Annotated in this window: 14 protein-coding genes; 8 read left to right on the top strand and 6 right to left on the bottom strand. The window is 63.6% G+C overall.

Going from position 1 to position 12419, the window contains the following annotated elements:
- Positions 1-5 precede the first annotated feature (5 nt).
- Positions 6-224: a TOBE domain-containing protein gene (locus tag NCG91_RS07270; RefSeq protein WP_034757699.1), complete on the bottom strand. Its 219-nt coding sequence runs from the start codon at positions 222-224 to the stop codon at positions 6-8.
- A 175-nt stretch (positions 225-399) separates the two neighbouring features.
- Here NCG91_RS07270 and NCG91_RS07265 point away from each other — a divergent pair, with 175 nt between their 5' ends.
- A complete protein-coding gene (locus NCG91_RS07265; protein ID WP_251349180.1) occupies positions 400-900 on the top strand; it encodes a hypothetical protein in 501 nt (166 codons plus the stop codon).
- 63 nt (positions 901-963) lie between these two features.
- Here the strand turns inward: NCG91_RS07265 and NCG91_RS07260 are convergent, their stop codons facing one another.
- A complete protein-coding gene (locus NCG91_RS07260; protein ID WP_152252574.1) occupies positions 964-2019 on the bottom strand; it encodes a sulfate ABC transporter substrate-binding protein in 1056 nt (351 codons plus the stop codon).
- 462 nt (positions 2020-2481) lie between these two features.
- Here NCG91_RS07260 and NCG91_RS07255 point away from each other — a divergent pair, with 462 nt between their 5' ends.
- The gene (locus NCG91_RS07255; protein WP_099402317.1) at positions 2482-3012 is read left to right on the top strand and encodes a GNAT family N-acetyltransferase; all 531 of its coding nucleotides are present in this window, start codon (positions 2482-2484) and stop codon (positions 3010-3012) included.
- Between the two features lie 66 nt (positions 3013-3078).
- Here the strand turns inward: NCG91_RS07255 and NCG91_RS07250 are convergent, their stop codons facing one another.
- Positions 3079-3891 (bottom strand): class II glutamine amidotransferase, encoded by an 813-nt coding sequence (locus NCG91_RS07250; protein WP_285817023.1) that lies wholly within the window; start codon positions 3889-3891, stop codon positions 3079-3081.
- A gap of 234 nt (positions 3892-4125) precedes the next feature.
- On the opposite strand from NCG91_RS07250, the gene NCG91_RS07245 reads away from it, so the two are divergent.
- Entirely contained in the window at positions 4126-4959 is an 834-nt protein-coding gene (locus NCG91_RS07245; RefSeq protein WP_077403090.1) for an EAL domain-containing protein, read from the top strand.
- Between the two features lie 125 nt (positions 4960-5084).
- A complete protein-coding gene (locus NCG91_RS07240) occupies positions 5085-5834 on the top strand; it encodes a YcbK family protein (RefSeq protein WP_435526471.1) in 750 nt (249 codons plus the stop codon).
- Positions 5835-5859: 25 nt separating this feature from the next.
- Here the strand turns inward: NCG91_RS07240 and NCG91_RS07235 are convergent, their stop codons facing one another.
- Entirely contained in the window at positions 5860-6063 is a 204-nt protein-coding gene (locus NCG91_RS07235; RefSeq protein WP_251349179.1) for a DUF3460 family protein, read from the bottom strand.
- Between the two features lie 74 nt (positions 6064-6137).
- Here NCG91_RS07235 and NCG91_RS07230 point away from each other — a divergent pair, with 74 nt between their 5' ends.
- Positions 6138-7019 (top strand): LysR family transcriptional regulator, encoded by an 882-nt coding sequence (locus NCG91_RS07230; RefSeq protein ID WP_099664400.1) that lies wholly within the window; start codon positions 6138-6140, stop codon positions 7017-7019.
- On the opposite strand, the gene NCG91_RS07225 is transcribed toward NCG91_RS07230, so the two are convergent.
- Positions 6995-7462, bottom strand: coding sequence for a PACE efflux transporter (locus NCG91_RS07225; protein WP_099664399.1), 468 nt, complete (start codon positions 7460-7462; stop codon positions 6995-6997). The two genes, NCG91_RS07230 and NCG91_RS07225, sit on opposite strands and share 25 nt — an antisense overlap.
- A 182-nt stretch (positions 7463-7644) precedes the next feature.
- Here NCG91_RS07225 and NCG91_RS07220 point away from each other — a divergent pair, with 182 nt between their 5' ends.
- The 3 genes from NCG91_RS07220 to NCG91_RS07210 all read left to right on the top strand — a co-directional run bounded on the left by NCG91_RS07220 (position 7645) and on the right by NCG91_RS07210 (position 11374).
- Positions 7645-8100 carry a hypothetical protein gene (locus NCG91_RS07220; RefSeq protein WP_251349178.1) on the top strand — a complete coding sequence of 152 codons (456 nt, stop codon included), beginning with the start codon at positions 7645-7647 and terminating at the stop codon, positions 8098-8100.
- A 144-nt stretch (positions 8101-8244) separates the two neighbouring features.
- Entirely contained in the window at positions 8245-9090 is an 846-nt protein-coding gene (locus NCG91_RS07215; RefSeq protein WP_251349177.1) for a DUF5672 family protein, read from the top strand.
- A gap of 118 nt (positions 9091-9208) precedes the next feature.
- The gene (locus NCG91_RS07210) at positions 9209-11374 is read left to right on the top strand and encodes a putative bifunctional diguanylate cyclase/phosphodiesterase (protein ID WP_251349176.1); all 2166 of its coding nucleotides are present in this window, start codon (positions 9209-9211) and stop codon (positions 11372-11374) included.
- Here NCG91_RS07210 and NCG91_RS07205 read toward each other — a convergent pair.
- Complete coding sequence (locus NCG91_RS07205) at positions 11371-12414, bottom strand: hypothetical protein (RefSeq protein WP_251349175.1); 1044 nt, start codon at positions 12412-12414, stop codon at positions 11371-11373. The two genes, NCG91_RS07210 and NCG91_RS07205, sit on opposite strands and share 4 nt — an antisense overlap.
- Positions 12415-12419 lie beyond the last annotated feature (5 nt).

The raw sequence follows: 12419 nt of genomic DNA, 5'->3' as shown, positions 1-12419 counted from the left end.
GATGCTTACTGGATCTTGGCGATCGACACCTCCGTCGATTTCACCAGCGCGATGACTTCGCTGCCCACTTTCAAGTCCAGGTCCTTGATCGAGCGCGAGGTGATCACCGACGTGACGATGCCGTGCGGCGTTTCCACGTCCACTTCCGACACCACGGGGCCAAAGATGATTTCCTTGATCTTGCCGCGAAACTGGTTGCGTACATTTACTTCCGAGATAGCCATGATATTTCCTTTGTACCCGTAATACGCCGTGCGGCGCGACATGGCCAGAGTACGGCGCGCGCGCGCTTTTGACCACGAATCGATGCGCATATCGATATGCGGAAATGGTGCGCGGATGCCGCCGCAAGCATATTATTCGCCTATACTCGTCCGTCTATCCACGCGGAGGTTTGCCATGCGTCCATGCTTGCTGTCGTTCCTGTTGTTGCCCCTGCTGTTGCCCACCTCTGCCGCGCTGGCGCAACCGGTCGCTGCCCTGCAGCCGATGGCTTTCCTGGCCGGGCATTGCTGGAAGGGAGAGTTTCCTGGCGGCAGGCAGACGGATGAGCACTGTTTCCAGTGGTTGTATGGCGGCCGGATGCTGCGCGACGTGCACACGGTGCGCAGCCCCGGCAAGCCCGATTATGTGGGCGAAACCACGTATTACCACGATGCCGCCGAAGGCAAGGTGGCCTTTCTGTATGTGGAAAACAGCGGCGGCTACAGCCGCGGCACGATGCTGCCGGCGGACGGCGGCCTCGACTTTCCTGCCACGCAATACGTGGGCGCCAGCGGCAAGGCGCTGACGTACCGCGTGCGCTGGACGCCGTCGGGCGATGCCTATGAGGCGGCCAGCGAGATGCTGGTGGACGGGCGCTGGCTGCCGCAATTCAAGCTGCTGCTGAAAAAGCAGTGACGCGGCGGCGGCAATAAAAAAAACCGGGACTCGTCCCGGTTTTTTTATTGATGTGGCGCAAGCTTACTTCTGATAAATCTTGTCGAACTCGCCGCCATCGTCAAAATGTTTCTTTTGCGCTTGTTTCCAGCCGCCAAAGACGTCATCGATGGTGAACAGGGTGATCGGCTTGAAGCTGGCCGCGTATTTCTTCGCCACTGCCGCCGAACGGGGGCGCAGATAGTGCTTGGCGACCAGTTCCTGGCCCGGTTCCGAGTACAGGTATTGCAGGTAGGCCGTGGCTTCCTTGCGGATGCCGCGACGGTCGACGACCTTGTCGACGACGGCCACCGGCGACTCGGCCAGGATGGAGATGCTTGGATACACGACTTCGAAGTTGTCGCCGAATTCGGCGCGCACCAATTGCACTTCGTTTTCAAACGTCACCAGCACGTCGCCGATTTCGCGCTGCGTGAAGGTGGTGGTGGCGCCGCGGCCGCCGCCGTCGAGCACGGGCACGTTCTTGAACAGCTTGGTAACGAGGTCGCGCGCCTGCGCTTCGCTGCCGCCTTTTTTCACGGCATAGCCCCACGCCGCCAGGTAGGTGTAGCGGCCATTGCCCGAGGTTTTCGGGTTCGGCACGATGACCTTGATGCCGGGCTTGGCCAGGTCGTCCCAATCCTTGATGTGTTTCGGGTTGCCTTTGCGCACCAGGTACACCATGGTCGAGTAGAACGGCGCCGCATTGTTCGGGAATTTCTTGGCCCAGTCGGCCACCACCAGGCCGCGGTCGACGAGGATGTCGATGTCATTGGCCTGGTTCATGGTCACGACGGATGCTTCCAGGCCATCGGCGACGGAGCGCGCCTGCTTGCTGGAGCCGCCGTGCGATTGCTTGATGGTGATGGTTTCGCCCGTTTTGGCTTTCCAATCTGCAATAAATGCGGGATTCACGTCCTTGAACAGTTCGCGCATCACGTCGTAGGACGCGTTCAGCAAGACCACCGGTTCGGCGGCGCTGGCGGCCATCGGCAGGCTCATGGCGGCAGCGGAAGCGGCCAGGGCGCTGGCCAGGAACCAGCGGCGCGAGCGTTGGGTGAGCGTAGCTGCGGCAGTCGATACGGCGTTGGAATGGGTCATGTTGAACTCTTGTTGTGAGAATAGATAGACATAGTCTAAAATTCCGGCCGGAAAAGAAACGAATTTTTCGTAATATGCTTAGAGCCTATCCCAGCAGATGAATACATCCCCTGCTGGCGCCCCTCAGAAGCGGGGACTGCGTTGCTCGTCGTCGCGTGGCTCGCCACGCGTCCTCCTCACGCCTTGTCCGCGCTCCTGATGCGCTGCCAGCAGAAGACGCTCCCTGCGGGGATAGGCTCTTAGATTCGATTCCCGTTTGCGCTAAAAAACATATATCGATTTCTGGAAACATTCGTGGGCAAGATGCGCATCAGCACTTAGTCTGCACGCATGGCGCCATAGGCAAAACCGGTCCGTGGCGTGCGGCAAAAAACCCGAAAGCGCCGCTTGGTGTATAGTCGAATCGCACGATACAGGGGTAAAACCGCCTGCATCGGCAACTGGAATATTTTGTGAGCGTACATGAGTCTTGAAATTCGTATTGCAACATCGACCGACGCTTTCGAGGCGTGCAACGTATTACGACGCTCCATCGTCGAATGCTGCAGCCTCGATCATCGGGACGATCCGGCCATCCTGGAAGCCTGGCTGGGTAATAAAACACCGCAGATGGTGGCGTGCTGGTTCGCGTCGCCCACCAATTTTTCGCTGGTCGCAGTCGAGGCGGGCGCCGTCGTCGGCGTCGGCTTGCTGACGCGCGCCGGCAAGCTGGCCCTGTGCTACCTGCTGCCCGAGGCGCAAGGCCGCGGCGCCGGCAAGGCGCTGGTGGAGCAACTGGAAGCGCAGGCGCGCGAGTGGGGCATCAAGGCCCTGCAACTGCACAGCACGGCCAGCAGCCAGGCCTTTTTCGTCAAGCAGGGGTATGTCGAGGCGGGCAATGTGCGCTCGCCGTATGGCGTGGAAACGATTTTTTGCTGGAAACAGATTGACCCCGCAGGCATCGCCAGCGGCGACCCCAAGCGCAAGCGCTTTTGCAACTGCAATTCGGCCTGACGCCGGTCTTGCCCCTCAGCCCGCCCATCCGGCGGCGGGCCATTTCCTCCCTTTGAATATTTCCCTTCAGTAACTGATCTGGATATACACGCCTTGTTGCGCGCTATCGTTTGCCGGCAGCAAGGTGCCGCCGGCAAACAGTTTCAGTTCGCCGGGCGCGAACGCCAGCCAATCCTCGTTTTGTGTCAATGGATGCGTGGCGATGACGGCGATGCGGTCGTCCAGGTGATTATGCTGGCGAAAGTCGATGCTGCGCTCGCAGTCGATCAGTTGCGCCACGGAAAACGGGTATTCGCGGATCACATAGTGCAAATGCGTGGAACAGTGGGCAAACAGCAGTTCGCCGTCCGACAGGATGAAATTGAAGGTGCCGTGCGCGGCAATCTCGCGCGCCACTTCGCCGATGGCGGCGCGCAAGTGGGCGCGCGCTGGTTCGCCCAGGGGAAACTGCGTGCGCAAGCGGGCCAGCAAGTGGCAGAACGCTTGTTCGCTGTCCGTGTCGCCGCTGGCGTGGTAGTGCGCATTGGCGGGCGCGCGCCACGTTTTCAAGTCGCCATTGTGGGCGAAGGACCAGGTCTTGCCCCACAGGTCGCGGGCGAACGGGTGCGTGTTTTCAGGCGCGATGCGGCCTTGCGTGGCCTTGCGGATGTGCGCGACGATGTTTTTCGCTTTCACGGGATGCTGCTGCACCCGGGCCGCCAGCGGCGAATCGATGGCCGCCAGGTGATCCGTCAGCAAGGTGCAGCCGCTACTGGAATGATAGGCGATGCCCCAGCCGTCGCGGTGCTCGTCCGTGCGTCCGCCCCGTTCGGCAAAGCCGGCAAAGGAAAATCCCAGCGCGGCTGGCTTGCTGCTGTTCATTGCGAGTAACTGGCACATGGCGGCCCTTCCTGATGGTATCGGTACACGCCCACAGTAAAGGCCGGGGCAGGCCGCTGGAAGGAATGTTTCCGACTATCGTTATGCACTGCCCGTCGTTGCGGCCATATATGCTGGACGCATATCAAATGGCGAAACCATTCGTTCTCCTTTGGTTGGCGCTGCCTTACTCTGCACACTTTGGCGCCGCCTTCCCCATCAGGGCAGCTGGCGCAGCCCGATGAAGGAGCACGTATGCCATTTCCCGTCCTGAAAAACTACCTGGCCCGTTTGTCGCACCAAACCCAGGCGGGCACCAGCGTCTGGCTCGACGGGGAGGGCAGGGCGCTGGGGCGCTTTTTCAATTGCACCATGACCAGCGCCTTCCAGCCGCTGCGCGAACTCGAAAGCGGCAAGCTGGTGGCGTTCGAGGGCCTGGCGCGCAGCGTGTCGAAGGCGGACGAGGGCTTGTCGCTGTGGCGTTTGCTCGACCATGCGGCCAGCGACGATGAATCCGTGGAACTGGACCGGCTGTGCCGCATGTTGCACGCCATTAATTTTTTCCGGCAGGCGGAAGCGGAGCAGGCCGACCTGTACCTGAACGTGCATGACCGCCTGTTGAGCGCCGTCAGCAGCAATCACGGCCATGCCTTCCAGCGCATCCTCGACGCGCTGGGCTTGCCCATCGAACGCATCGTGCTGCAATTGCCGACGGTGACGCCGAATCAGGGTTGGCTGCTCAACTATGTGGCCGACAATTACCGGCGCAATGGTTTCCGCCTGGCCATCAACGTGGCCAGCGTGCATGAGGCCACGGGCATGCTGGAGCGCCTGCACCCGCATGCGTTCAAGCTCGATGCGGGCAACCTCAGCGACGAGCAGGCCGTCGCCAGCTTCGTCACCCTGTGCCATGCGGCGAAAATCCGCGTCGTCTTCAAGCGCCTCGACACGCCGGCCGCGCTGGCTGCGCTGCAGCGCGTCGCCGCCATCACGGGCTTGCCCATCGTGGCCCAGGGTTATCTGCTCGACAAGCCATTGACGGCGCTGGCGCAGGCAAAGCAGGACGCGGCCGCCAGCGCCGCCGCGTGAGCGGTTTCCCGCTTAAGCAGGCTCAGCGGAAAATACGTGAGAAACAGGCAGAGACGATAGAAAATGAGGGTTTTTCTTCGCAGCACAATACGCTATAGTATTCCCATCGTTATATTGGACTGACTATGGCATCGCGCAGAAACTTTCTACACCATGGTATGGGCCTGGCCGCGTTGGGCCTGGTTGCCACTCCTCTCATCGGCTGCGCCTCGCGCACGGCCGCTCCCGCCTCCGCTTCGGCCAGCGCCAAGCCGCGCGCGCCGCGCACAGGCGTGCCGCCCCAGCCGACGCAACTGGCCAGCATCGACCGCTCGATCACCTCGCAGCAGCGCCCGGCCATCACCGAGATGGAACCGCCTCCCGACATCTTCGACGCACAGGCGCTGGACCTGGAATTCTGGCTTAAGCCCCGCACCCTGGAAGTGGTGCGCCCGGCCAGCAATGAAAAAGCCAGGCTGCTGTACTGGAAAGATGGCGAAGTCATCGATTCCGCCTACCAGGAACTGTGCCACTTGCTGCGCGACGTGAACGGCAAGAAGACGGCGCCCATCGACCCGAAACTGCTGGAAACCCTGTGGGGCACGCAGGCGTTCGTGGCCCGCTACGGCATCGAGCAGCCGCTGGAAATCTTGTCGGGCTACCGCACGGCCGAGTCGAACAGCCGCCTGCGCGAAGCGGGCGTGCCGGCTGCGCGCCAGTCGCTGCACATCTCGGGCCGCGCCGCCGACATCCGCGTGGCGAACTTGAACGCGGAAGTGCTCGGTTCGCTCGTGCGCAGCTTCAAGCAGGGCGGCGTGGGCTTCTATTACCGCTCCGGCCCCCGTGGCGGCTGGATCCATGCGGATACGGGCCTGCAGCGCACCTGGAAGGGGTAAGCGTTAGCACTGAGCGCTAGTCACGCTAGTCATAGTGATACGGCGGTTCCGGCACGCTGTCGTTGCCGGCGCGCCGCCATGCGTCGAAATTCACGGGGCGTTCCCAGTAAATGCGCCAGCCCAGGCGCTGGCTGGCTTGCGCCTCGGGATGCGCTTGCAGATAGCCGTCGATAAAGCGCGTGAATTCCGAGACATAGCCGCCGCGGCGGTAGGGAAGTGGACGAGTCATGGCTCCTCCTGCTGTTGACATTTCTTTCATTCTATCGCCAGCGGCGGAAAAGCGCCGCCCGTTTCCAGCTTCCCATGAAACTTTCCAGCCATAACATCGAACTGTTCCTGGCCGTCGTCGACGGCGGCTCGTTCTCGGCCGCCGCGCGCGCCTTGCGGCGGGCGCCGTCGGCCGTCAGCATGGCGATGGCCAACATCGAGGCGGAACTGGGCATCACCCTGTTCGACCGGGGCGCGCGCGAAGCCGTGCCCACGCCGGCCGCGCTGGCCCTGCTTCCCCACGCGCGCCTGATCGCCGAGCAGTTGAAGCAGTTGCACCTGCACGTGCAGGAATTGTCGCAGGGGCTGGAAAGCCGCATTTCGCTGGGCATCGCGGCCGAGCTCGACCATACGCCTTTCCTGGCCGCCGTGCGCGCGCTGTCGCAGCGCCATCCGCTGCTCGACATCGAAGTGCTGACGGCGCCGCAGGACGATGTGCTCGACATGCTGCACCGGGGCCGCATCAGCGCCTGCATGGCTTTCGCTGGCGGGCGCATCAATCACGAGGAACAGTTCCAGCTGGTGGGCAGCGATGCCTTGCTGGCGATTATTTCCACCCAGCATCCGCCCAGCGCGGCGGGCCAGCCCCTGTATATCGAGGAATTGGTGAATTTGCGCCAGATCATCGTCGCCAGCCGCGAACTCGACCTGGCCGATGCGCGCCCCGTGGTGGGGCTGTCCTATTGGCGCACGGACAGCTTGCCGATGGCGCTGGCCATGGTGGAAGCGGGCTTGGGATGGGGCAACTTTGCCGCCTCGGCCATCCAGCATTCTCTGGCGGCGGGGCGGGTGCGCTGCGTGGCGTTCAAGAATACGGGCAATGGCCTGGTCGTGCCCATCCACCTGGTGTGGATGAAGGACCGGCCGCTGGGCATGGCGGCGCGGTCCTTTCTTCAGTTGCTCAGCGAAGCAGCCTGAACGTCAGTGGCTTCTTCCTTCGGCTGCTGCGCCGACAGGGGCACGCCGAACAGGCCGTCGAAGAAGTAATTGAAAATGAAGCTGTAGCACGGGATGATCAGCATCAGCGCGAAGTCCAGCACGAACGCTTGCCACAGGCTGATATCGAGCCACCAGGCGATCAGCGGGATCAGGTAGATGACCAGGGTGATCTGGAAGCCGATCGCGTGCAGGATGCGGCGCCAGACGGTGCGCGTGCGCGACACCTGGCGGATTTCCCAGTATTCGAAGGCCGTGTTGTAGAGCAGGTTCCAGATCACGGCGATGGTGGTGATCATGATCGCCAGGGGCCCCGTGCTGGTGGGCGACTCGCCCGAAAGCAGGGTCAGCCAGGCCGTGGAAATGGCCATGCCGATGATTTCAAAGGCGGTGACGTAGACGATTTTGCGTTTGATGCCTTGCATGTAAAGCCTGTAAAGAAGAGATGGCGCGTATTTTAAGTCAGGTGTGCTGATGTTTGAAGTCGATAGCTGTCAGTTTTTCTGATGGATTCGCTGTGGGAATACCGTGCATGGCGCGAACGGTGGATAATGGCGGCTGGCAGGCAACCGGTCCCGCCGCATCACCGCAGAAAAGGTCAACGAGCATGCAAGGCGCAGCAGACAGCAATATCCCCGATACCCCCGCCGATACCCCCGCCGGCGCGGACGAACGTCCCCGTTTCCGCCCCCGTCCGTGGGAGCACCTGGAAACGCCGTACGACGTGGAAGTGTGGGTCGAAGAACATAACCGCAGCATGCAGGACAATATCCGCGCCACGGAAACGGGCGTGGGCATTTGCTTTACCCTGGTCGAAGGGGGCGATATCTATATGCAGACGAGCGCCGATGGCGCCGTCGTGCTCGACGTGACGCCGGACGCGGCCTGGGTCTCTCCCCTGATCAGCGCAGCCACGGGTTGCGAGGCGCCGGATGGGGCGCTGTGGATCTTGCCTGACGATAAGTTGATCCAGCTGATCGTGGGGCTGTCGAGCCTGGTGGCCAGCACCTTGCTGGTGGTGGGCCATGATTTCGGCTTGCGCCGGCGCGGCATGGGCCGCTGAGCCGTTCGCGCGCCGCCGGGGCCGGGCGGCCATGCTCCATGCCTCTTGTCCCGCTCCCGTTTGCGCTGTATCATGCGGGCGTTGCAAAATATGCCATGCCCGCGCCTGGCATGCCTTCCGCCTACATTCGATGAAAAGCCTGTAATGCATAAAGACAAGCTGGACCTCCGCGACATCAGCCTGGTGTGCGTGGAAACGCGTTATCCCGAGCTGGCCAGTTTTGCCATCGAGCGCTGCCTGGCCGGCGCCGATTTCAAGGAATGCCTGCTGTTCACTTCCCGCCTGCATGACTTGCCCCCGCACATACGCCAGGTGCTGATCGCCCCCATCGAGAGCGTGGAAGCGTATTCGGCATTCATGGTGCATGAGCTGGGCGCCCATTTCAGCGGCACGCATGCGCTCGTCATGCAGTGGGACAGTTTCATCGTTGATGCGCGTCAATGGCAGAGCGCTTTCCTCGACTGCGATTATATCGGCGCACCGTGGTCGCATCGCCCGGTAGCCGTCGGCAATGGCGGCTTCTCGCTGCGTTCGCGGCGCCTGTATGACATCTTGCCGCAGCTGGCCATCACGCAACCCCATCCTGAGGATTATGCGATCTGCGAATTGCATGGCGACCGGCTGCGCGAGGAGTTCGGCGTGCGTTTCGCCGATGCGGGCCTGGCCTCCAGCTTTGCTTTCGAAGGCATCATGCCGGCCGGTCCCACGTTCGGTTTCCATGGTTTTTTCAACTTTGGCGAAGTGCTGGACGACACGGAACTGACCGATTACCTGCGCAAGTGCGACGATGCCATAATGCATGCGCCAACCGCGCGCGGGCTGATCAAGCAGCTGTACCGCTCCGGCCGCTACCGGATGGCGGCACGGATATTGCGCCGGCGCATCAACGGCGGCGCGGCGCTATTCGGCGATGCCTGCCTGCTTGCCTTGCGTACAGGCATGCACGCGCTCACGCACGCCCGCTCGCGCCCAGCGTCGCCGCGCGCCTAGCCGTCCTGGCGGCCGCCGCGCCGGCTGGCGCCATGCATCGCTCGACACTGAGCCTTGCGCATGCTAGTCTCGGGACAGCATCCGCCTGATCGCCTGGGCGGTGGTGCAAAGGATAGCCATGGACAATACACCGCATGCGGTCTCAGCTCCTGATTCCTCCCTGCATGGCCAGGACCCCGTGTCGTGGCCGGCCACTCCCTTGCTTGACGATGGCGTCTTCAGTCCGGAACGGGTGAAGGCCGAGCGCGAGCAAGCCTATTTCAACGATTTATACCTGCTGGCGCCCGTCGCCTATTTCGTGCTCGGTCTCGATGGCGTGATCGTGCAAGTCAACCTGGTGGCGGCCGAATTGTTCGGCCTGGTGCGCGAGCGCCTTGGCCACGTGCTGTTCCGTTCGTATGTGCACGAGGCGTTCCGCCACGATTTCGAGCAATTCGTGCAGCGCGTGCTCAATAGCAGCGAGCCCGAACGCATCCAGTTGCAGGTGCGGCGGCGTCCCGGCGCGCGCGAGGCCGGCTTGCCCGTCAGCCTGCTGGGCAGCGCCGATCCGAACGGCCAGGCGCTGCGCCTGGTGCTGGAGCAGGCCGAAGGCAAGCTGGCCGCGCTGGAACGCAGCGAAGAGCGTTTCCGGCGCATCGTGCACAGCGCCGAAGAGGGCATCTGGGAAATCGATGCGCAGGCGCTGACCAGCTTTGTCAATCCGAAGATGGCGCAGATGCTCGGTTGCCAGATCGAGGATATGCTGGGCCAGCCGCTGGCCGCCTTCATGGATGACGAGGGGCGCGCCATCCTGGAGCGTAACATTGCGCGGCGCCAGGATGGCATCGTCGAGCGCCACGAATTCAAGTTCCTGCGGCGTGACGGCAGCACCTTGTGGGCCACCCTGGCCACCAATCCCATCTTCGACTCCGGCGGCGCCTACCTGGGCGCGCTGGCGCTGGTCAGCGATATCACGCTGCAGCGCACGGCGTCCGAGCGCCTCTGGCGGCAAGCCAATTTCGACCCCTTGACGGGCTTGCCGAACCGCCACCTGTTGCTCGACCGCTTGCAGCACGAGGTGCGCCACGCCAGCCGCGAAGGCGGTTGCCTGGCCTTGCTGTTCATCGACCTCGACCATTTCAAGCTGGTGAATGACCGCCTCGGCCAGGAGAAGGGCGACATGCTGCTGCGCCAGGCGGCGCTGCGCATCTGCGAGCGCGTGCGCGCCAGCGATACGGTCGCGCGCCTGGGCGGCGACGAATTTGCCGTCATCCTGGCCGGCGTGCGGCAGCTGGGCGGCATCGAGCGCGTGCTGCAGGAGCTGACGACGGCGCTGGCCCTGCCTTTCGTGCTCGATGGCGACACGGCGCACGTGTCGGCCAGTGTGGGCGTGGCGCTGTATCCGGCCGACGCGGAGTCCACGGACAGCTTGCTGCGGCATGCCGACCAGGCCATGTATGCGGCCAAGAGCGCGGGGCGCAACGGCTACAGCTACTTCACGCCGGCCTTGCAGCAGGCGGCCGACCTGCGCCGCGCGACGGTGCGCGAGATGCGCCTGGCGCTGGCGCAGGATCAGTTCGAAGTGCATTACCAGCCCATCATCCGCCTGTGCGATGGCAGCATCGAGCGGGCCGAGGCGCTGCTGCGCTGGCGCCATCCGCTGCGCGGCTTGCTGCTGCCCGCCGATTTCATCGCCTTTGCCGAGGCCAACGGCCTGATCATCGATATCGGCGAGTGGGTCTTCCGCCAGGTCGTAAGCCAGGCGCGGCAGTGGCAAGCAGCGCATGGCGCCGTGTTTCAGATCTGTATCAACAAGTCGGCCGTGGAATTTCGCTGCGATGCCGCGCTCTACCAGGACTGGGGCAATGCGCTGGCGCGGGCCGGCCTGGCGCCGGGCGCCATTATCATCGAGGCAACGGAAGCCGTGCTGCTCGACGAGACGCGCCCGGTGGCCGACCGTCTGCGCCAGTTCCGCGCCATGGGCCTGGCGCTGGCGCTCGACGACTTTGGCGCCGGCAACACTTCGCTGGCTTGCCTGAAGCGGGGCGATCTCGAGGTACTCAAGCTCGACCCTTCGCTGGTACGGGAACTGGGGGCGGGAGGCGCGGCGCCGGCCGTCTGCGCGGCCATCATCAGCCTGGCGCAGGGGCTGGGCCTGAAAGTGGTGGCGGAAGGGGTAGAAACGGCCGCGCAGCGTGAGTTGCTGCGGGCCGCCGGTTGCGATTATGCGCAGGGTTATGTATTTTCAGGCGCGGTGCCTGTGGAGCAGCTGAGTGCAATGCTGGCCGCGGGCCGGCGTTTTTAATCCAGGCCCAGCAGCGCGACGACGCGTTCGCGGCTGATGCCGACCAGCGCGGAGCTGATCGCCAGCAGCGATTCATAGCCGGGCTGGCGGGCCTTTTCCATGAAGTTTTCCGCCAAGGTATCCATGCTGACGTGCACTTGTACCGGCTGCGCGCGGGCCACCCGTCCCGTCGCTTGCGCCAGGGCCAGGCTGACGGAGCTGCGGGCCGCCTGCAACTGCGCCAGCGCCTGCACCACTTGCTGCAAGGTAGCGCGAAGGGCTTCCGTGTCGCCGGTATTCCATTCTTCCGGGGCGATGGCGGCCGGTTCCGCATCCGTGCGCACGCGGCTCATCTGGCCGGTCGGGTAGCGGATGCCGCTGCCGCGCACGGACAGGCTGTCGCGCACGTTGGCCCAGGCCGCTTCCGAGGTGCTGAACACCAGTTCGCCGTTCTCGCCCAGCTTGACGCCGATGCCGGACGGCATCAGTGCGCGGTCGAAGCGGGAAACGATTTCGCTCTGGCTCAAGCCAGGTTCGATGTTGACCGAGCGCAAGGCCTGGTTCGCGCCGCCGACGGAAAAGGCCAGCACTTCCTGCGGGCCTTCCTGCAGGCTGGCCATGGTCAGGCCGCGGATGCTGAAGTTCTGTTGCGCCGCCTGCGGGCTGGTATAGCTGAGCTGCGCGTCGAGCGTGCCGCCCGAGGCGCTGGCGCGCTGGCGCCAGGTATTGCTGAACTGGCGTACCCTGGCCTCGACTTGTCCTTCGCGGCCCTGGCGCGCGGCCAGCTTGGCCGCCAGTTCGCTCTTCAGCGCTTGCAACTGGCTGCTGCTGCGGTCCAGGTAGTCGAGGGTTTGTTGCGCGTTAGAAATTTCTCCCTGCAGCTGGTGATCCCAGTTGCTCAGGCCACGCTGCAGGCTCGCCGTCGAACTCCTCGCCGCCGGCGCCTCGCTGCGCGCGCTGGCGCCGCTTTTGACCGCGGCGGACGCGTCATCGACGACGCGGGCTGTGCCGGCGCCTTTGGCATTGACGCCGGACGAGGAGGAAGTCTGAACGATTTGCATGATGG

The sequence above is a fragment of the Janthinobacterium kumbetense genome (assembly GCF_023703445.1).
Lineage (GTDB): Bacteria > Pseudomonadota > Gammaproteobacteria > Burkholderiales > Burkholderiaceae_D > Janthinobacterium > Janthinobacterium kumbetense.
The sequence above is the reverse complement of the archived record's forward strand: the minus strand, read 5'-3'. Positions and strand labels throughout refer to the sequence as shown.

Bases quoted from the DNA above. Each gene is read 5' to 3' on its own strand.
- NCG91_RS07265 (WP_251349180.1), top strand. From the start codon at position 400: ATGCGTCCATGCTTGCTGTCGTTCCTGTTGTTGCCCCTGCTGTTGCCC.
- NCG91_RS07210 (WP_251349176.1), top strand. From the start codon at position 9,209: ATGGACAATACACCGCATGCGGTCTCAGCTCCTGATTCCTCCCTGCAT.
- NCG91_RS07220 (WP_251349178.1), top strand. From the start codon at position 7,645: ATGCAAGGCGCAGCAGACAGCAATATCCCCGATACCCCCGCCGATACC.
- NCG91_RS07230 (WP_099664400.1), top strand. From the start codon at position 6,138: ATGAAACTTTCCAGCCATAACATCGAACTGTTCCTGGCCGTCGTCGAC.
- NCG91_RS07250 (WP_285817023.1), bottom strand. From the start codon at position 3,891: ATGTGCCAGTTACTCGCAATGAACAGCAGCAAGCCAGCCGCGCTGGGA.
- NCG91_RS07260 (WP_152252574.1), bottom strand. From the start codon at position 2,019: ATGACCCATTCCAACGCCGTATCGACTGCCGCAGCTACGCTCACCCAA.
- NCG91_RS07215 (WP_251349177.1), top strand. From the start codon at position 8,245: ATGCATAAAGACAAGCTGGACCTCCGCGACATCAGCCTGGTGTGCGTG.
- NCG91_RS07225 (WP_099664399.1), bottom strand. From the start codon at position 7,462: ATGCAAGGCATCAAACGCAAAATCGTCTACGTCACCGCCTTTGAAATC.
- NCG91_RS07255 (WP_099402317.1), top strand. From the start codon at position 2,482: ATGAGTCTTGAAATTCGTATTGCAACATCGACCGACGCTTTCGAGGCG.
- NCG91_RS07205 (WP_251349175.1), bottom strand. From the start codon at position 12,414: ATGCAAATCGTTCAGACTTCCTCCTCGTCCGGCGTCAATGCCAAAGGC.
- NCG91_RS07270 (WP_034757699.1), bottom strand. From the start codon at position 224: ATGGCTATCTCGGAAGTAAATGTACGCAACCAGTTTCGCGGCAAGATC.
- NCG91_RS07235 (WP_251349179.1), bottom strand. From the start codon at position 6,063: ATGACTCGTCCACTTCCCTACCGCCGCGGCGGCTATGTCTCGGAATTC.
- NCG91_RS07240 (WP_435526471.1), top strand. From the start codon at position 5,085: ATGGCATCGCGCAGAAACTTTCTACACCATGGTATGGGCCTGGCCGCG.
- NCG91_RS07245 (WP_077403090.1), top strand. From the start codon at position 4,126: ATGCCATTTCCCGTCCTGAAAAACTACCTGGCCCGTTTGTCGCACCAA.